This window comes from Verruconatronum alginivorum, from assembly GCF_056590205.1.
In genome coordinates this window covers 4,128,641-4,148,295 of sequence record NZ_JBWPVQ010000001.1, presented here as the reverse complement: position 1 = coordinate 4,148,295, position 19,655 = coordinate 4,128,641, and the positions used below count along the sequence as shown (strand labels likewise).

12 protein-coding genes are annotated in these 19,655 nt (G+C 55.8%); 2 read left to right on the top strand and 10 right to left on the bottom strand.

Annotated elements, in window-relative coordinates:
* Positions 1-383: 383 nt before the first annotated feature.
* Positions 384-1,091 (top strand): hypothetical protein, encoded by a 708-nt coding sequence (locus ACWUI2_RS14910; RefSeq protein WP_486983647.1) that lies wholly within the window; start codon positions 384-386, stop codon positions 1,089-1,091.
* 236 nt (positions 1,092-1,327) lie between these two features.
* Here the strand turns inward: ACWUI2_RS14910 and ACWUI2_RS14905 are convergent, their stop codons facing one another.
* From ACWUI2_RS14905 to ACWUI2_RS14865, 9 genes are all read right to left on the bottom strand, one after another.
* On the bottom strand, positions 1,328-2,245 hold the full coding sequence (locus ACWUI2_RS14905; protein ID WP_486983646.1) for a hemolysin III family protein: 918 nt from the start codon (positions 2,243-2,245) through the stop codon (positions 1,328-1,330).
* 14 nt (positions 2,246-2,259) lie between these two features.
* Positions 2,260-3,480 (bottom strand): glycoside hydrolase family 2 TIM barrel-domain containing protein, encoded by a 1,221-nt coding sequence (locus ACWUI2_RS14900; RefSeq protein WP_486985070.1) that lies wholly within the window; start codon positions 3,478-3,480, stop codon positions 2,260-2,262.
* Positions 3,481-3,561: 81 nt separating this feature from the next.
* Positions 3,562-4,131 (bottom strand): sugar-binding domain-containing protein, encoded by a 570-nt coding sequence (locus tag ACWUI2_RS14895; protein ID WP_486983645.1) that lies wholly within the window; start codon positions 4,129-4,131, stop codon positions 3,562-3,564.
* Between the two features lie 28 nt (positions 4,132-4,159).
* Positions 4,160-6,652, bottom strand: a complete 2,493-nt coding sequence (locus ACWUI2_RS14890; RefSeq protein ID WP_486983644.1) for a right-handed parallel beta-helix repeat-containing protein — start codon at positions 6,650-6,652, stop codon at positions 4,160-4,162.
* A gap of 72 nt (positions 6,653-6,724) precedes the next feature.
* Positions 6,725-7,678, bottom strand: a complete 954-nt coding sequence (locus tag ACWUI2_RS14885) for a metallophosphoesterase (protein WP_486983643.1) — start codon at positions 7,676-7,678, stop codon at positions 6,725-6,727.
* Positions 7,675-9,861 (bottom strand): Sip1-related alpha-galactosidase, encoded by a 2,187-nt coding sequence (locus tag ACWUI2_RS14880; protein ID WP_486983642.1) that lies wholly within the window; start codon positions 9,859-9,861, stop codon positions 7,675-7,677. The genes ACWUI2_RS14885 and ACWUI2_RS14880 overlap by 4 nt, the downstream gene beginning before the upstream one ends.
* 11 nt (positions 9,862-9,872) lie before the next feature.
* Positions 9,873-12,731 (bottom strand): glycoside hydrolase family protein, encoded by a 2,859-nt coding sequence (locus ACWUI2_RS14875; protein WP_486983641.1) that lies wholly within the window; start codon positions 12,729-12,731, stop codon positions 9,873-9,875.
* Entirely contained in the window at positions 12,728-15,088 is a 2,361-nt protein-coding gene (locus ACWUI2_RS14870) for a glycoside hydrolase family 95 protein (protein ID WP_486983640.1), read from the bottom strand. The genes ACWUI2_RS14875 and ACWUI2_RS14870 overlap by 4 nt, the downstream gene beginning before the upstream one ends.
* A gap of 76 nt (positions 15,089-15,164) precedes the next feature.
* The gene (locus tag ACWUI2_RS14865; RefSeq protein WP_486983639.1) at positions 15,165-16,394 is read right to left on the bottom strand and encodes a right-handed parallel beta-helix repeat-containing protein; all 1,230 of its coding nucleotides are present in this window, start codon (positions 16,392-16,394) and stop codon (positions 15,165-15,167) included.
* Here ACWUI2_RS14865 and ACWUI2_RS14860 point away from each other — a divergent pair.
* Positions 16,359-16,931: a hypothetical protein gene (locus ACWUI2_RS14860; RefSeq protein ID WP_486983638.1), complete on the top strand. Its 573-nt coding sequence runs from the start codon at positions 16,359-16,361 to the stop codon at positions 16,929-16,931. The two genes, ACWUI2_RS14865 and ACWUI2_RS14860, sit on opposite strands and share 36 nt — an antisense overlap.
* Positions 16,932-17,199: 268 nt before the next feature.
* Here the strand turns inward: ACWUI2_RS14860 and ACWUI2_RS14855 are convergent, their stop codons facing one another.
* A complete protein-coding gene (locus ACWUI2_RS14855) occupies positions 17,200-19,539 on the bottom strand; it encodes a hypothetical protein (protein ID WP_486983637.1) in 2,340 nt (779 codons plus the stop codon).
* Positions 19,540-19,655 lie beyond the last annotated feature (116 nt).

Below are 19,655 nucleotides of genomic sequence, written 5' to 3'. Positions count from 1 at the left end.
ATCTAGCCTCAGATTTGTTTTTTCGCAGAACGCTGTAAACGGAAAAGCGAAAAGAAAGTTATATCTTCAGGCCCGCAGGCCGAATGAAACCAGCTTCAACTTGACAGCCACCCCCCTTTTTCTGTATTAAAACCTTGTGCTTATACATTGTCGCCTCTTGGCTTGAGATCGCAAAGGTTCATCTCCAACCCAACTGGGCGCCTGGCTAATCCAAGGTAGACATTGATTGACTCGCGATCTTCACCAGAAAGGACCTATTTATGAAATTCACAGTCCTCTTCCCCCTTTTCACGATATTACCCCTACTCATCACCGGCTGTCAGACCCACGGCATCGCGGATTCATCAGCGGCCGAGTCCACAAACATCCTTTTCGAGGATTCCATGACCGCCGATTGGCGGGACCAGTGGTTTTTGGACGGTGAAAAAGCCATCATCACTCAGGACGAAAACGGACTGCATTTCCCCGCTGGCTCGGAACCGAACGTCCAGCAGCGTCGAAATGAATCCCCTGAATTACGGGAGTTATACGACTCCTACCACGCAGTCCTCTGGACGAAAGAGGAATTTGAAGGCGAGATTGGGGTGAGTTTTGAGATGAGCCGGACCACGAGTGGCTTCACCTTCCTGCTCTACATGCTCGCTCAAGGCGTGGGCTGGGGGCCATATGCCGAGGATATTACCGAATGGAACCACCTCCGCACCATTCCCGGCATGGACCTGTATCACGACGGCATGAACCTCACCTGCGTCACCTTCCGCTGGCAAATCCGTCTCCGTCGCTACCCTTGGGTGGATGAGGCGGGCAATCGCCTCAGAGACACTCGCATCGGCCAATTTATCGAAAGTCCAGAGTATGATTGGATTCCCCAAGAAAACCGTTACATGGTCGACGTCGAATTGCGTACCGAAACCATGCGCATCCGCATCGAGGAAATCGGAAATCCCGATAATGTCTTGGACCGAACCTTTAGCCGCCTCGAAGGGCTTGATCCACGCCGCCCCACCCCCAGCACACGCGGGCGCATCGGCCTCCGCCATATGTTCGGCACCGGCGTCGAATACCGCAACTTTCAGGTGCGCCAACTCTGACGCGTCACTCGGGATAAGTAGACTCTCCGTGCCGTTTCGGTTCGTCCGGGAGTCTTTGTGGGGCCTGCATCAATGTATGGCCGCGAAGCGGCAGTCGGTGGAGGACGTATCGTATCGAAGGCTCCTTGAAGCATTATGTTCTTACTATCTAATATATAATCCACCGCAATAGACGCAATTTTCGAAGCTTACTCCCAATGTAATCATCAAGTTTTCACTACCTTTCAAAACAATGGCTACGGGCCGCCCCCCAACAAACATCTCCCAGGAGTCTTATACACAACCTCCTCAACGCGCAAGTAGACATACATACTCAAAAGGCATAGTGCTGTGAAGACGTGCCATAAAGCATGCCCTTGCCACCAGTCATCCGGCCCGGAGAAACGACCGGCGGCATCCAGTTGCCGGAAAGAAACCCCAAGGGCCAGAAAAAAGCCGGCCAGCATGACCCATCTGATTTGCATTTTCCTTGCTCTCCAAAACAAGTCCGCGACACCGAACGACGCGACGATGCCGGCAAATACTATCAATAACGAAAACGACGACAGAGACCATTTATAGTAATAGAAATAAAAGGTAAGAATAACAAAAATAATTGTGGTTATCCAGGACATTTCAAGCGTTCCGACCCTGGCAACACGGATATTCGGGAACCATCGTCCGATGTTTATGGCGATAAGTCCCATCAGAGGCATCCACATGGCAGCAACATCAAGCTGCTGTCCGACGCGGGTCAGTGACGCGTGATAGAGGCCACTCCCAAATCCCAGCGAAACGCACCCGAAACCGAACAGAAAACTCATCCATGGGGTTCGCGCGAGGTAGCCGGTTGTCGCCGACTTTTTTGCGTGCGTGTCGCGCCACCCGAGTGCAAAGGCATAAAATCCGACAACAACATAAGCCAAATTCGACCACGTGTTTATTTTGGTACGAAATAAGTCATCCCAGTAGACTCGCTCCGAATAGTGCGTACCAGGCGGTCTTCCATCCATTCCTTTTCCAGCGTGACCAATTTTCGACGCGTATCCATAAGACTCCAGCCAGCTCCATGGCTCTTTGCGGTCGAAAAGAAGAATGGCAATCGCAAGCAGCAAGATGAGCAGCGCCACCCCCGCCCAGACAACAAGATGGATATGACTTTTCGAACAATTCATGTCCGAACCGAATCTTATCGCTTGCGGGGAGGATGAGAAGTCATCCAGTCGTTTTCTCGAAAGCTTCCGAGTATGTGAAAATAGAGGCTTCGTGGAGTGCGGTACTCATTCACCAAGCCCCAACGACGGTACCCATCCAGGCTGGTGCCGGGATAGCGACTGCGATAATCGTTGAAAGCCCAATAGGATAAACCACAGATCCACGGGCGCTCCCGCACAAATGAAAAAAACTCTTCAAAATGCGCGATGCGTTCCTCCTCTTCAAAGTTATCCGCCCGTCGGCCGTATTCTCCGATAAAAACCGGTTTCTCGGGCCAACGATGGTGGACGGGATCAATGAAAGCCGGGAGATCGTTAATGGCGAAATAGGCGCTGAGCATGATGAGGTCGACGTGGTCGAAGGCATGTTCCGCGTCGGGGTCGTCCCGCCCCTCCTTCATCTCACGCAAGGCGGTGCCGAGGGTATTGAAGGTCACTAATCTGGTTGGGTCCAGGCTGCGGACGAAATCCGCCATATCCCGGGTCCATGCGATGCCTTCCGGAAGCCAGGATTCGTATTCGTTGCCGAGGCTCCAGCCGATGACGCTGGGGTGATTGGCGCTTGCGTTGATCATTTGCTCCATCTCAAATTGGAATTGCTCCCGGAGTTCTCTGGAGGCCTGGTCCGGGGCGGTGTAGCCCCAGAAGCCGGCTTCGAGAATGAACAGGAAGCCGTTCTCGTCCGCCCAGCGTAAGAGGTGTTTGCCCGGCGGCGTATGCTGGATTCTGGCAAAACGCAGATTTGCCGCCTTCATAAGGATCAAATCGTGTGTGATGAGGTGATCGGGATCCCGCCCCCCGTAAACCGGATGCCCCTTGGTGCGGTTGGCCCCGGGGAGCCTCACCACGCGGCCGTTGAGGAACACCCGGCCGTCACGCGCCTCGATCTTCCGAATACCGAACCGCTCCTCGATCCGGTGTTCGCCCGCGTCGCTTCGAATCCTGGCCGTGGCGGAGTAGAGCACAGGATCGTCAAGCTCCCAGAGCGCCCAGTCGGCATCGGCGGGAAGTTCTCCATAAAGACGGACGGTTTTCGCGCTGTGTGCGGGAAGCAATACTTCACGATTCAGATTCAGGAGGTCATCCCCAAGATCCACGCCCACGACCGCCCGGACGTCCTGACCGGTGTCGTTCCGGGCGGTGGCGAGGATTTCAACCGAAACCCGGTCCATACCTTCGTTAAGTTCGCTGCGGATGATTTGTCTGCGAAGAAAGACAGGACTGTGGCCGACCAGACGGACTTTTCCGAGAATCCCTCCGTAGTTGCGCCAGGCATACTATTTGGGATTCGGCGTTGCCTCGTTTCGGAGGGTCGGCGATCGAGCGCCCGGGAGCGCCCGGAATCGAATGCTATTGTTGACCTCCACCACGACCAGGTTGTAGCGACCTCGCTCGATGTGATCGGTCACATCGAATTCGAACGGCGTGTAGCCCCCCTCGTGTTCGCCGACCGGTGCGCCATTGACCCACACACGGCACCGCTGAAACACCGAATCAAACTGCAGTCGCCAGGTAAAGTTATCCTCCGCATCCTCCGGAATATAAAAAGAGCGTCGATACCATGCCGTGCCGGTGTATTCGAAGCGCCGATCGATCAGGTAGTCATGCGGGACCTCCAGCTCATCCCATGCAAACCGGGCGTGCGGCCTCGCGCCATCCCAGCCCTCCACGGGCGCGTGCCATCCGGTACTTTCCCCGTGCTCAACCGGATCGATGGCGAAGTGCCAGCCATCCCCGTGGAGATCGAGCGAAAACTCTGCGGTGTCGATCTGATTCCCTGCCCGCACATTTGCGGACCAGAGAATGGCCAGGATACAAAACAAATACACTCGAAACTGTTTTCGCATGGGTTTTCTTTCTATGGAGAAAGGTTCATCATTCGAATTCGGCGATAAAAAAGAGACGCTGGTAGGAACTACCCGATCCCTCGCTCCGCCACTGTGTTGATCCATTGGCAAAGGTAAGTAGCCCTGACAACGGCAACCACGCGGAGAAGGGAGACTGAAGATCCTCCGAGGCATACACCGTCAGCTTGCCGTTCGGCAACCCGTCCGAAGGCCATGCCAGTTCGACCGAACCATCGTGGTCCACAGTGATTGACTCGACACGAAAGGCACGGTCGAGGTTTCTGCGGTTGATCAGGTAGCCATCAAAAACGCTGAGAGCCGTGCCATTCTGCCAGCCTACCTCGGCCGCCCAGGTCAAAGGACTCCGATGATCTCCCGTCCACAGCAGATACGGATCCACATCAATGAAATTCGGATCCGGCAAGCCAGTGAGTCCGTCCGTCGAGACACTGCCTTTGCCGCCGTTCGCAGAAAAGAGGAATAGCATGTGGGGAACACCGTAAAAGTTACCGGAAAACCCGTCATGACCGGGGATATCGACCGTACCCGCTGGAAAATCACGTCTGTATATCGTATCCGTGTGCGCGGCTGAACCGACGGCCGTTGAGGTCCGCCACGAAACTTTATTGCTTTGGGCAACCCATTCGGTAGGGATGGTGGGTGTGCCGCGGTCGTGGACCGCGATGTAAACGGTGAGCGGCTCCGTCGATTCAAAGCTGAAAGCAGGCACGGGCGCATTGGCACCTCGGGAAAACGTAACCAGTGTTGCACCATAAAGATACGTTGGAATGCTATCAACCGTCAGGCTCGATCCCGTACACCGGCGGATCTGCATCCCTTCATTCACGATATTTTCCGTGCTGACACCTTCTACAAGCAAGGGGCGTGGAACATTTCCATAATACCGGTTGTTCCGAATCACCACGTCGCCCGCATTCTCGATCTGGATGGCGGCCGGGTCACTGGCACCATAAATATTTCGAAACAGGTTGTTTTCGATCAGAATGTCGCGGTGGTATTTCTGCGTCGTGAAATACTGGCTCTTGCTCTGCATAATGATGGTCCCGCGATAGTTGGTGCCTTTCGGTTCCCATGAGCTGTCCTCGAAGATATTGTTCCTGATGACAATGTTATGCGCAAATACCCCGGCCGTTGAGCTGGACGGCCCGAAGCCGATGTTGTCGTAGGCGTTGAAACGGAAAACTGAATCCTCCACGATGAGGTTGTTCTTTTGCCATACAATCGGCGTTCCGTAATTGTCCTCGAACAAAGAACGTCGAATGATTGCTTCATCCCAGAACCAGCCCCCGGGGGCAAAGAGCGTTCCCGCTTGCACGGATGCGGGCAGCGGTTCGGTGAACGTAATCGTGCCTCCGTTCACTTCAGAGATGACACGTTCCGTGGGCACTGTGCCGGAAAAGAAACGCCAATAGCTGCCGGGGTTCGTTGCCGCCAATGCCCCGGAATGGTGGGGACTCGAACCATCCAGGCGAAGGGTATGGTTGTCGACACGTTGGCTGACCGGAACAAAGCGCATGTAGCTGACAAGGGGATCCCAGCGCAGACCTTTGCCCACAATGTCCTCCATGAGCAAAATACCCGTGTTTCCGGTTGCCATGTGAATGCCGTCGCGCGGTCCGACCGCCAGCGAGTTGCCCTCGGGCTTCATGTGGAATCGGCGAAACGTCATATTCGTATTTCTGCCTACCCCCATGACCATCCCAATAGCATTGTAAACGAAAATGTTCTCGAAGCTAACATCACGATTGCCGTAGACGTCGATTGTGCGCGCATCACCGGCGATCACCTGGAAATGGAAAGACAGCCCCTGGCCCACCTGGACCTTGGGCCGGATCAATGAACTTGTGATTCGATATCGGCGATCATAGCCCGGCACTTTGGACCATTGATTATTCAGCCCCTCGGTAAATCCGATCGTCACGGGCGGACCTTTAATCAGGTGTAGTGTGCTCAAGTCCCAATTATTGGCTGAATGCGACATCATCCCGTCAAAATGCGGCATGCCTTCAAACACATCAATGATCACCTCGTTTGTTCCGCTGTTGACGGAAACCACTTCCGCCGCCGTGCAAAACCGCGGGTTCTGGTCCAGAACCAGATTCTCGACCGCGATCCCCGTGTTATTGCGGATATCAAGATGGGTTGCTCCCGTCGTTTCGTTCTCGAGCGTCAAGTTCATTTCGAGTACCGTCGCAGGATCGCCCGCCGCATCAACGGCGCCGCGCAGGGTCCAGTTCGTTTGTCCCCACACAAAGATCAGTGCCCTGTGTCCGCTGCGAGTGATGATCGCATCCTCCTTCAGGTTGTAGACCCCCGCGTCAAATTCCAAAACGACATTCGGCTGTCCCCCGGCGGCGGCGATGGCGCTTCTGATGGCCGCCGCGTCACAGACTCCATCATCAGGCAGCGCCCCGTAATCGGCAACCCGCACAACGGTGGCTCCGTCGGTCCCTGCAGCGAAGATCAACGTCGCCATAATTGCGATAAGAACTGTTTTCATTTCACAATGTTCATTTCAAAATTTCTGGGCCTTCGCGCATAGCCTGCTCACATATCTACATACTTTACCGGGTTAGCGGAAAGATACTGGCTTGGTATCCACCTCAACCGATTCCGCCCTGCCGTAACCAGTGATACCGATCATGCCATCAGCCTTGATTTCAACCGTGGCGTAGGCGTTGTCGTCTCCCTGAACCATTCCGCGCAGTGTGTAATACAGAATGCCATCAATCGTCTGGTGACCACCCGATTGGCGATGTCCACTGAAAACCGCCGCAACTTTACCTGATTCCCGCAAAATATCCCGGACTTGATCCGCGTTGCTCACACTGTAGAGATCATTCGAACTAAGCTCCTGATGCAAAAAGACCACCGCCCTGCCATAATGGGCGGCCAGTGTCGATTCAAGCCTGGCAAGCTGACTTTCGGGAATATAGGCATCCGTCCATTTGAAATTGCCTTTTGCATACGATGTCCCATCGCGCCTGAAATTCGCATCGAGAACAAGAAGCAGAATATCATTGTGCACAAACGAATAATACGAACCATCATCCTCGTGGAGTGGCGTTCCCAGTAAATCGCGAAGATCCGCCTTGGTTAAGCGATCGAGACAGTGATTACCAAGCACATGATAACGCGGCCCGTTAAATTTATCGTACTCGGAAACTATCGTTAGCAAATCGCTCCTAATGCCGTCATATCCGGAAACACCGTCCACAAAATCGCCCAGTTGTATCACAAAGGCAACCTCCTTCTGATTCATCGCATCTATGAACTCGATCATCTTCGGGAGCGACATCTTGTAGTGGCGCCCGCCACTCGTCTTTACGTCTGCATAATGCACATCCGTCACCATGCCAAAACGAATAATCAGCTCATCCGACTTGGCATTTCCTGCCAACGCAGACCCACAGCCCCCGGCCAGCAAGCCGATCCCCCCGGCCAGCAATAGCACCTTAAAACGCGGCAAAATGTTCGTCGCCCGGAATTGCCTGTGAATCAACATAGTTAAAAGGGCTTTTTTCATCTCGCAATGTTGATTTTACGATTCCTGTCACCTACATCGATATCTGCTTTGTAAAAGCCATTGCCTATGCTGACAAATTTCAGCCCTTCTGAATTAGGCTCTCCTTCCCCGCTCCAAACAACAATAGGGCCTGACTCTTTAAGCGTCAGACTCAGGTGCGCATCAGCGTATTTAATTGATTTTACCGCCACGGCGGAGAGATATTTATCCGTCCTGCCAATGACCGCCCAGTTATTTTGTATTGGACTTACGATGAGGAGTTTGTCGGAAAACCCATAGAGTTCGAATTCTGTTTTTTTATCAAGCTTGAACCCTTTCCCTTCAAAAAAGTCGTAGGCCACCAACCCCTCTTCAGGCACCTCCCATTTGCCATTAAATGGCTGTATCATGTTAGCAGCTTCTTCGTAGTCCTGGGGAGAAACATAACTGACCACCGTAATGTCAGCGGCCACATTGTAGGTTGAATTATCAAAATAGTCGAATTCTTCCCCACTAAAAAGGTTGTAGAGTACAATTGCCGCCGACCCATTTCCAAGCGGGGCAATGGTCCTGTATGAGACCCGTTCTCTCAACGGATCAACAAAAATTGATTCCGGGAGTGGCGTCCCGGGAGCCAGAGGACGCAAAAGTTCGCCATCCTCGTAACAGAGCGGTGTGACATATTCGGCTAAAAATTCAGCCGGATTATCGGAGAGGTAAACAGGCCCTCCACTTATCGCTTTGGATACAGACATAATTCTGCCCGCGTATGGGTCGTTCGAATGGAACATATCGTGATCCCCCCAAACGGTCTGACAGAACCAGGGCGTGTTGTTGAATGACTGCCACAACTGGAATTTGCTTATGCTGGCATCACCCGATCTATAGTCCCGGCTGATCCGTGTAATCGCGCTGTGCCGTGTATTGATAATGCAGACTTGATTGTGAGCCATACAATTAATCAAGCCTTGCGGAAGTTTACGGTGAACCGCCGATTCCATCGCTTGCAGATTGATGGTCGTGGCCCGAACGGCATTCTCCGTTCCGCTATACCACCACAAGTCGCGCATCTGATAATCCGTTTTTATAAAGTCGAAGCCATACGCTTTGACTGACCCGATTAATGCGTCATAAAACAGTTGTGAAGAAGTTTCATTGGGTTTCACAAATAACCCGACATCTCTTTCATTCCTTGGATTCAGCGTCATGAAATGATCGTTCAGGTCTCCAAAATCATTCTCTGGATGCAATGTGTTTTGCAAACCGGCAAAACTATGCCAGATGCCCATCCACTTGATCCCGTCCTCACTACGCATGTCTAGCAAGGAATCCCAACCGTTGGGGAATTTTTCGGGATCGGGTGCGAAACTTTTCAACTGCATGTTTTCCGCTATCCCCTGCTGATGCCCATCATCGATCAACATATAGCGGATCGGCAGATTGGATTGCTCAATTTTCCGGGCAGTTTCAACGAGTAAATCAGCGCTTATGTCTTTTTTATACTCTTCCCAACTGCACCACCCCAAATATTTGAACACCTCATGATAATGTTTCTTATATCTCCAATCGGTGCGCCCTTTCACAAATTTTGAATCCAAGGCTAACTCCCATACTTTACGGCAAGCGTCATAAACATTATCAGACTTGCTCCAAGCCACAAGCGGCACATCCCCTTCCACCGGTGCTGTTCCCAGCGTTCCATAATACAACATGAGGGTTTCTACATCCCCGGCCTGAATCCAGGACATAGTTGTATTGCTCGAAACAGGCAAAAGCGCAAGATAGCCGCCATCTTCCAACTGAAAGACCAGGAAAGCTCCTCGGAACACCCTTCTGGGAGTCAACACATTCCGGTAATCTCCGAACAAAATATTCGGAAAAAACTGATTGCCTCCACCGCGCCAGCTCCCTGCCATTTTTCGATCACTATACATGACACCGCGAGTAAACCCCGGTATGTCCAGTGTATAGACGCCAAGCTCTCCTTTCTCGTTTGGTATTCCCGAGAAATCTTGGATGAATGCTAATCCATGCTTTTTTGCGTTGTGAAACGATAGAGTATCATCCTCTTTTGGCAGAGCATAGAAGTTCTTCGACGGCCCCCCCAATGATTCCGGTCGTTTCGTTTCACTCCCATCTGCTGAGCCCACAGCCACTGTGGATATGATCATAATGCTTGCGATCAAACCGGCGGCAAGATTCATTGTGGTGTTCATCATTTCCTCAACCGGATCTGTTCGGATAGTTCTTGTTTTGAGGCCGGGTTGCGGGTCGAGATGTAAACTTCAACTGCTTCTTCCTTGCCGGTCAAAGGCACGCTGAATTCCCAGGGGAAATGGCGAACGGTGTATTCCTCCCAGTCCTCACCTGTCCGGTAGTGAAAGGTCACTTCATCCATTTCACGGAGGTCCTCAAAGTCCCCGGCCATGTATCCGTAGAGCCAGGTCTTTTCGCCGAAATTGAACACCATGCCGGTCAGCGTTCCGAGGTACATTCCCTGAATCGTACCGATGGGAGATTCCGCCATGGCAAAGCTTTGCTGCCACGGCGCCGTTTCGGTGGCCAGAATCGTGTCGCGGAACCGTGGAGCAGCGGACAAGCCATCAACCGCCAGAGCGGTGATTCCCTTGGGCGAGAGCGTCACGCGGATCACACCGTCCTTGAGTTCACCAGCGGGCGCGGCCGCATTATCCTTCCAAATCCGCACCGGATAGGACCGGGCGGCCGCATCGGCAACGACTTCCGGGTTGATGCGCACGTCCACTTCAATGGCGCGGTTGGATTGGTTTTTCAGAACCGCATAGAAGTTTCCATTGCCGCTTGCGGTGACGTGATTCACCTGAACATTGTCAATTTCGAGCACGCCACGCGGCATCCACAGCCACACGTTCTCATCCCCGTAGAAGTGGCCGGGACGGTCTCCATAGGCCTTGCCATAGAGATAGGCGTAGCCCTCGACGTAACGGGATGGAAAATCCACCGCTCCGTTTGAACGATCAAACGCATCCGAGACGAGGTAATCGATCAGCATCGGAACGTGCACCCAGATGTGGTTGTAGTGCATCGAGGTGCTGGTCATATCCTCGTGTGCGCGCAAGGGGAAGTCCGGTTGCTCATACACCGTGGTGTATTCCAGATTCATGTGATACCCTGGAAAGTTGCTGTAACGTCCGACCATCGCGGAACGTGCGATGTCTCGCAAGAATTCATCGCCGGAATGCTTGGCGATCCGCAGGAAGTAGGGGGCGTAGGTATTCAGGAAGAGACCGCGGTGCCCGCCGCCGGCGGTGCCCAGTCCTTCGGCGATCAGTCCCATTTCGGAGACACGCCAGGCTGGAACGGTTTCCTCGGGTAGCTGGATGCGATTGCCACGCCGGTAGAGAGGCGCTTGTCCGCCGCGATTAACCACGATCTCCTCATCGGGGATGCGCGGATAAAACCACATGATGGTGGCATATTCCCGCGCACCGTGAACGGCCGCATCCAGAAACCTTTCTTCCTTCGTCAGCTCATACAACTCGAAGAGCTGCGGCCATCGCGGCAAGATATAGTCCCAGAACGTGCTGGTAGCCGCCTCGGCAAAATCAGAAGGCGGATTTTTGATTCGTTCCTCAATGTATATGTCGGCCTTGCGGACGGCCTCCTCGAGATAACGCGTTTCTCCCGTCGCCCGATAGAGCGAGAGATCCCTTTTCCAGGTGCCGCCTTCCACCACCGTGGTCATGTTCAAAACACGGTCCTGGTCATACAGTTCGCGTGCGTGGTGAAGAAACACGGGGTTGTTTCCTTTTGTCAGGGCATGGAGTTCGGCCAGTTCCGACACGGGGAAGGCCGGTCCGAGAATATTGCTGGTGGCGGTTTGAGAACCGACTTCGCCGGTGTTGGAAAAGAGAAACTTTTCACGGGACATCAGGTATTCTATAAACAACTTGACGCGATCCGTAAAAATTTCTGCTTCATCCACCGCCAGTGCCGCACTCAGGGGATGCAACGCGGTCACGTTTTTCACCGCGCCTGGCATATCGGTGGCATAGGAAGCCCCGCGCTCTTCCTTGATGAACCGGCTGTATTCGCCCAATCCGTACTCGATCATGTTGTCGAGGGTCTGGTTCATGGAGGTCAGCGTGTTTTCGCGATAATCGCGGAATCCCATGATTTCGCGGGCGGCATACTCGAATGTTTCCAGCCAGCCACCTGGTCTTACCAGCAGCAGCAGGTCGAAACTCATGGTATCGCCGTCCGACATCCGCGACCCTTGCGCGCCCAGCACCGGGGCGAAGACCATGGGCTGGGCCTGATCCGCTTCATTGCGCACCATCACCCCGAACAGATTGTTACGGAAAGTCGGCATCCGGAACGGCAGCGAGCCGGGATCCGCCAACACCCCATAGGTCAGCCCCACCGCCGTTGCCAGCACCCCGGGGATCGACGCGTTGTATTCAAGCGTCAGGTACGCTTCTTCCGGGAATCGCTGATCATGCCAGATCAGTGGCTGGAAAACCGCATCGACATCTTCCGGCGCACGCTCGGGAGCTCCGGCATATCCGACCGAGAAAGAGCCGCTTTTCCGGGCGGTGAACCGAAAGCGGACCTGTGGCTCTTTGCCGTCCTTTGACCGGCGCACTTCCGCCTCAAGCGCGAACAGCTCATGTTCAGGAAAACTCCAATGAATGACGCCGTCTCGTTCCTCGGCTCCCGTGGCGCGGATCTTGTGGACATCCGCAACCTCGAAGTGATTGAGGACCGGGGTGGATTCTCCGCGGATCTGCCATGCGGTCACTTCATGAAACGGAATCTCGAGCCTGAAGCGTCGCTGGGTGATATGCTGATCGGTAAACAGGATCTTGAATTCCGGCTCAAAACGCACCGGATCGGATCCGTGCACGGAAACATCCACCGCACCGTCCTCCACCAGTCGCAACTCGTATTCCGCCGACGCATCCGCAGGGGAAACCGCGAGGCAAACGCCGGCCGCGAATGCGAAGACAAACGATCCGATTCCGCGGCGATTCTCTTTCTGCAATATTTCCATATTATTTCTCCTGTTTTCTCCTGTCTGCTTGAAATGTTTCATTTCACCTTAGTTAGTTCTTTATCTAGAATCATGGTCTCTCCCCGGCGGGTCTCAAACCGGGAGACTTTGTCGCCGAACCGGACGACCGCCGGTTCACCCATATCCGACTGGATGGCGGCCCGGACGAGGGTCCCTTCATCCCATTCGATATCCACGGTGAAAGCGCCCCGTGCGCGAAGGCCGCGAACTTGTCCGGACGGCCAACCGGCGGGAAGTGCCGGCAGCAGTTCGATTTCGCCCGCATGACTCTGCAATAGCATCTCGGCCATGCCCGCGGTTACGCCCAGATTCGCATCGATCTGAAATACCCCTGGGCTGTTGGGGCTCGGATGCAGCGTCATCAAATTCGGGAAGGTAGCACGCTCCAGAAGCGCCGTCGCGGCCTCGTGGGCCAGACGCGCCTCGCCGAGCCGCGCCCACAGTCCCGTGTTCCATGCCAGGCTCCAGCCCGTATTGCTGCTGTCACTGAGGTTGACCCGGTCGCCGGTACCGCCCGAACTGATCCGGTGCGCGAGGGATTTGGCTGCCGCCTCCGCTCGCTCGGGTGTGGTACGGGGCGTGATGCTCCAGCCCGGATACACCGCATACAGATGCGAGACATGGCGATGTCCCGGATCGCGGTCCTCGTACTCCTTCGCCCACTCCATGAGGCGACCGTCGGAACCGATGTTTTCACCGGAGGCCAGACGGGCGCGTTTCGCCCGCACTTCCTGCACAAAGGTGTCATCGATTTCCAGAATTTCCGCCGCCTGCAGCACATAGTCGAAGACCTCGGCGATGATTTGCTGATCCATGGCGGGTGCCATGCTAAGCGGAGCCCCCGTACCTTCCGGCGACAGAAACCAGTGCTCCGGCGAAAAAGACGGGCCGCTGACCAGCAATCCGGTTTCCGGATGTTCAACGAGCCAATCGAGATAAAATTCAGCCACTTCCCGCATCACCGGGAAGGCGCGTTCCGCCAGGAATTCGCGATCCAGCGTGAAGCGATAGTGTTCCCAAAGATGCTGACTCATCCAGCCGGCTCCCGTCGGCCAGATCGTCAAGCCTTGGACCGGACTGGTGAAGAATCCCAGATTTGTCCGGTGTGACACGACCATACCTCTGGCGCCATACACGTCGCGTGCCGTCCGGCGGCCGGGTTCGCGCAAGTGGTCGATCAGGTCGAACTTGGGCTGGTGCATTTCCGGCAAGTTGGTGGTTTCCGCAGGCCAGTAATTCATTTGCACATTCACGTCGATGTGATAGCCCGAAAACCAGGGTGGATTCAGAAGATGATTCCATAAGCCCTGTAGATTTGCCGCCATGGACCCGGGCCTTGAGGAGGCGATCAGCAGATAGCGGCCGTACTGGAAATGAAGGGCCGAAAGGGCCGGATCCACCTCTCCATCGCGCGCACGCTTTATCCGTTCGTCCGTTGGCAGGGAGGATGATTCTGTTTCACCCAAATCGATAGCCACGCGCCGGAAATACTGTTGGTGATCGGCCAGATGGTCGGCATGCAGCGAATCGTAGGTGTGTTCAGCCGCCCGTGCCAAACGCTTGGCGACGACATCCTCCCTGTCGTCGGAGGGATGCCGGAAATCGGTTTCCGAGGCCAGCAGGAAGGTCACGGCATCGGCCGCCTCCACGGAGAGCTCACCATCGGTATTGCGCAGGGTGCCGCCTTCGACAATGGCCTCCAGTCGTGCAATGAACTTCACGCCGTCCGTAGGCTTGCCCTTATCGGCCTGACCGCGCATAACAAGCGCGGCGCGTCCGACGGACTCGGTCGAAGCGCCTTCCTCGCGCGTCAATCCCGCCTGCACCGTAATGCGTCCCGGTTCGCTGCTGCTCAGCCGCACCACCAAAACGTTGGCTGGCGCACTGGTGAACACCTCGCGCGTAAAAACGGTATCCCCTTCGCGAAATGTCGTCCGCGCCACCGCCGTATCGAGATCCAATTCCCGCCGGTACTCGCTCACCGTGCCCAAGGAGGGGAAATCCAGCACCAGATCGCCGAGCGGTTGATACGCCCCGCGCGGGCGCTCCCCGAGTATATGTCTGTTTACCAGGTTTGCCGCCTCGCGGTAATTCCCGGAAAACAATAATCGCCGGATCTCGGGAAAGTGCTCGTGCGCACCCACGCGATCATAGACGCGGGATCGATCTCCGGACCACACCGTGTCATCGTTGAGCTGTAGCAAGTCCCGCTTTACGCCGCCGTGTACCATCGCCCCCAGATGCCCGTTGCCCACTGGCAAGGCCTCATGCCAGACATCCGCCGGCCGCTCATACCACAACGTCCAAACGTCTCCGGAAACGCGGCCCGGCAAGAGAAACGTCGGCATCATAAGTAAAAAAAACAGGGCTGTTTTCATCACTCCTTCCTTCTATCGGCGTCTTTCATTCTCCAGGTTAGTTCGGATTTTTACCACACTCGGGGTAATTGGGTTTTCAATCACTCAACGAGAGCGGCCCCTGATCGTCGACGCCGTGCGTCGAGTTGGGATCGACGATCACCTCATGGTTCACGTTTTCATATTGATTGCGGCGCAAGGTCACATCCCGAGCGTTCTTGACATGGATCGCCGCGGCATGGGCGCCCACGTCGAGATCACGAAAAATGTTGTCCTCGATGAGAATGTTCCGGTTATACGCTTCGCTCTGAAAATCCGGATGGTTCTGAAACATCGTGATTGTTCCGCGGTGGGCACTCACCGAGTTTCGGTATTTTTCATCCCAGGTCGATTGCTCGAACAGATTGTTGCGAATGACAATATTCCAGGCAAAAACCCCGGCGCCTCCACTGGTGGGGCCCAGTCCAATATTGGTATAGGAGTTGTTTCTAAAAACACTATCCTCCACCAACAGATTCGCACTCTGGTAAACAATTGCCGTCCCATAATTGGCTTCCACAAGGCTGTTCCTGATAATCGCCTCGTTCCATATCCACGCGTCCGGGGTGAAATGCGTTCCCGCCGTTACCGACTGGGGAAGCGGGGCAGTAAACTCGACGATTCCATTCTGATGCCTCTCCTTCACCACCGCTGCGTGCGGGATCTTGCCTGTCCAAAAAATGACCTCGGCCCCCTCTCTTAGCAGATTCAGGACACCTCCAGGGGAAAGCCTGATGCTGGATTCTCCCGTTCTCTCTTCCACCTTCCTTGATTGCGTATAACTGACGATCGGGTCCCAGCGCACGCCCTTGACGACCACGTCATCCATCAGAAGCCGGCCGGTGCTTCGGTTTATATGGAAACCATCCCTCGGCCCCACCACCAGCGAATTGCCTTCCGGTTTTATGTGAAATCGGCGGAATGTCAGGTTTCTGTTATCCCCGGCGCCGACAGACATGCCAATCGTGCTGTGGATGTATATATTTTCAAATACAACATCCTCCGAGCCATAGATGTCCACGGTCCGCGCATCCCCGGCAATTACGTTAAAATGAAAGGAAATCCCCTCCCCGAGGGCAACCCGTTCGGAAAACCCCGAGCCGGCGATTCGATACCGCCGCTCCTGTCCATCGATTTTCTCCCACCGCCGAAAGGCGCCCTGATCGATGCCAATCGTCAAAGCGGGCACGCGGATAAGGAGCCGCGTATCCAGATCCCAATTATTTGCCGAATAGGATTTCATCCCATCGAAATGTGGCATCCCGGGCAGTACCTCGATCTCGACCACATCTCTCTCCACATCGATCGCCACAATCTCCGCGGCGGTGGCAAACCGAGGCTGATGGTCGAGAACCAGGTTCTCGACCCGGATGTCCCGGCCATTCCGGATGTCGATGTGGGTTGCGCCCGTGACATCATTGTCCAGCTCCAGATTCATCTCCAGCACGGTTGCGGGCTCTCCGTCCGCAGTTTTCGCACCACGCAACGTGATCCCTTCCAAGTCCCTCATGTGAATCATGGCCAGGTGATTGTTTCGCCGGGTGGCGGAGTCTTCCTTCAGATTATAAACCCCCGCCTCGAAAACGATCACCGACTCCGGCTTTCCTCGAACCGACGCGATCGCGGCGGTTATGGCGGACACGTCACACTCACCGTCATCCGGCACGGCGCCAAAATCCTTTACATGGACAATGGTGTGAGGCTCCGGTCTGGAATCCAAGTCGCCGGACGGAGAAGCTCCAAGCCGGTGGGGCCCGTGGCAGGCCGTTGTGATGGAAACTGCGAGCAGTGCGGTAAAAAAGACCAAACGTCGGCGCATCATTAATACTTTCTTGTTCGTCCTGGTAGTGGATTCGAAACTGGGTTTTCCTAGAAATTTTCTTCACAAAGGTTGCCGGGGATCCAGCGAGTCGACAATTTTACCGCAGGTAGACAGTTGACACCCTCTCCGCTCCGGCTCGACTCGAAAAGAACGCAACTGAATTTCGAGTTCGATGTATACGGTGTCACCCGCCGTCAGACTTTCGACACGGGTGTTCGGGAGGTCCAGCCACGGTGCGAATCATTGAGACGCACCACAGCAACCGCTTCGATTAGTCGTCTGTCCGAGACTGCGCAGGCCGCTCGATCGCGTCGACCACGCGGGTCCACGTGTCGAAATTGAGTTCGAGGATTGCGTTGTCGCTCTTAAGGTTGAAGACGGTGTCGAGGTGGCCGACCGTTCCCAGCAGCGACTCGTGCCGTGGGAAGTCGTGAATCGGGTACTCCTCGCCGTCGACCGTGAACGCTCCGGCGGACCCAAAGCGCACCTCGCCCGAGGTGGGGGAGCGCCACGTCACGGTGAACCCGTGGTCATCTCGTTCGACATCAGGGGCTGACGCAGTGATCGCCGCCATGAACTCTTCGAACGAGCCGGACGCCGTGGCGTCGCCGACCTCGACGATCCACACGTTGTCGGGGCCGCCTTCAGCGACGAGGTCGTAGGGCTGTCTCATGCCCCGCATGGGATGGATGTCCGGGTCGTATACGCGCCACGTCGGCTCGCGCCATGACCACAGTGCGATGTAGCCGTCGCCCTTGCGTACGAAGGTCCAGTTGCCGTCGCGCACGACCTCGTTGAAGCGGTCCTGTGGCACGAAGGCGTGCGTGTAGTCCTGGTAGCCGAAGAACGTCCAAAGCAACTCGTCGGTCGTTTCGTCCCAAGCGGGCTGATAGATGTGGATTCCGGTGCGCTCGTGTTGTGCGGAACGCGGGATAGACGCCTCACCCGTCCAATAACCGGGACGACCGTCGCCTCCCAGGTCACTGCCCTCTGGAAGGTCGGTGGCCGGGTGGGTGGTGAACACGAACGCTTCGGGATCGATGGTGGCTTGCCACGCGTGGATTTGGTCGCGTATTTCGCCGAAGCGGTGGTCCAGCACCGATGCGAGTGCGACCTCGTCGCCGCGCCAGGCGTAGGTATTGGCTTCGCGGAGGTGGCCGTAGTTCACAATCGCATGGTTTGACTGCACCCACTCGCGCACCCGGTCGGGATCACCTTCGTTGATCGCGATCAGCGCTTGGACTACGCGCATCGCCTCGGTCTCGAAGATCCGGAAACGTTCGGCTTCGGCCATGCTGACGCCGGTCAGGTGCCACATGCCGAGCGCACCCTGCGACCACCAGAACGGCAAGTTGGCGGGATCATCGAAGTCGTAGCCGAACGGCGCCTCAGGGTCCTCGGTGACCGGCTCGGATCCGTCGACCCAGATGCCGTGACGCTCGCGCACCACTCCGGGAGCCTCGGCGACAGCCAAGTCGATCAACGCCTGCGGAGGACGGTAGGGGTCGCAGCCGGCAAGGAGCGAGGCACCCGCGTCGGCGCCGCCTCGGAAGTCGAACTCAGTGTCGTCGAAGAGCAGCTTGAACACGTCAAAGGTGCTTTCTCGGGGGGCGGTTTTGTCCATTGCGTAGGACCTGCCCCGCGATGCCGTGTAGCTCCCCTTGTGGTTGTGGCCGGCCATGTCGAGCACGCACAGATCGAGTGCCATCGCGCCGGCGACGACCAGTTCGGGATCCTGAGCGAAGCGCACCAGGGTGAGGAGCGCCTCGAGATTTTTTTTCATGTATACGTGGCTGTGCCACTCGAAGAACCCGAAGCGTGCCCGTTCATGCACCCAGTCCAAGATGGGTTGCTTCGACCGAGCGGCGTGCTCCGCGCCGGTGAGGCCGGTAATCGTGAACGTCGCGTCCGGCAGGCGCTGCCCGGCGAGGTATTCGGCGACGTAGCCGATGATCAGGTGGTTCTCCGACCAGAACCACAAGTTGTCGAGACGCCCTTCGGGAAGAGGGTCGTCGTAGCGCCACCGATTGTCGGCCATCCGCTGCTCCACCGCTTCGATCACCTCTGGGTCGATTCTGGTCATCTCCGAGGAGCCGTCGGCGAGCTCAATGATCCAGTGCAGATACATGAAGCGGAAGTCGCGAGTGTCTTGCCACTGGTCGATCCGCTCCCATACCTCGCCGAGCGATTCGACCGTCACTTGTGATGGGTCCCACACATGGTCCGGGTTCCGATGCGACGCGATGAGCTGGGTGATGATGCTCACCGGGCTCGATGCGTTGAGCCTGGTCGTCGCCGCTGCGAGGTAGGCGTCGATCCGCGCCTGGTAGGCCGCCTCGTCGACGAGCCCGGGCGTACCAGGCGCCGCGAGCACGCCCTCGGGCTCTCCAAATGCGCTGGTTGGCGCGCTGGCCCGGTGGTCACCGCTGCACCCTGAAAGCAGTGCCACAACAACTGCGCCCAGTGATGCCAGCAGAAACCCTTGCCGTCCCATCACAACCATTGCCTCGTCCCCCTTGTCGGATCGCCGTGTTGTGGCGGTCGTGGGTCGCCTGCACCAAAGCGCAGTGGTCACCCGCGCACCGGAACCGGTCTGGATGAGCCCTTTCATGGAGACGAGAGTGCGGAATCCGAAGGTGGAAAGGAGAGCGGCTGAAAATGTTGTACTTCTCATCTCGGAATAGATAGCGAGCGGGTGTTATTGGTGTTTGCCTTCTTCTATTAACA

What these genes read in the sequence shown, in the direction of transcription:
- ACWUI2_RS14860 (WP_486983638.1), top strand. Translation starts at nt 16,359, where the DNA reads ATGTGGCATCCCGGGCAGTACCTCGATCTCGACCACATCTCTCTCCAC.
- ACWUI2_RS14910 (WP_486983647.1), top strand. Translation starts at nt 384, where the DNA reads ATGACCGCCGATTGGCGGGACCAGTGGTTTTTGGACGGTGAAAAAGCC.
- ACWUI2_RS14855 (WP_486983637.1), bottom strand. Translation starts at nt 19,539, where the DNA reads ATGAAAGGGCTCATCCAGACCGGTTCCGGTGCGCGGGTGACCACTGCG.
- ACWUI2_RS14895 (WP_486983645.1), bottom strand. Translation starts at nt 4,131, where the DNA reads ATGCGAAAACAGTTTCGAGTGTATTTGTTTTGTATCCTGGCCATTCTC.
- ACWUI2_RS14880 (WP_486983642.1), bottom strand. Translation starts at nt 9,861, where the DNA reads ATGAATCTTGCCGCCGGTTTGATCGCAAGCATTATGATCATATCCACA.
- ACWUI2_RS14875 (WP_486983641.1), bottom strand. Translation starts at nt 12,731, where the DNA reads ATGAAACATTTCAAGCAGACAGGAGAAAACAGGAGAAATAATATGGAA.
- ACWUI2_RS14905 (WP_486983646.1), bottom strand. Translation starts at nt 2,245, where the DNA reads ATGAATTGTTCGAAAAGTCATATCCATCTTGTTGTCTGGGCGGGGGTG.
- ACWUI2_RS14890 (WP_486983644.1), bottom strand. Translation starts at nt 6,652, where the DNA reads ATGAAAACAGTTCTTATCGCAATTATGGCGACGTTGATCTTCGCTGCA.
- ACWUI2_RS14870 (WP_486983640.1), bottom strand. Translation starts at nt 15,088, where the DNA reads ATGAAAACAGCCCTGTTTTTTTTACTTATGATGCCGACGTTTCTCTTG.
- ACWUI2_RS14885 (WP_486983643.1), bottom strand. Translation starts at nt 7,678, where the DNA reads ATGAAAAAAGCCCTTTTAACTATGTTGATTCACAGGCAATTCCGGGCG.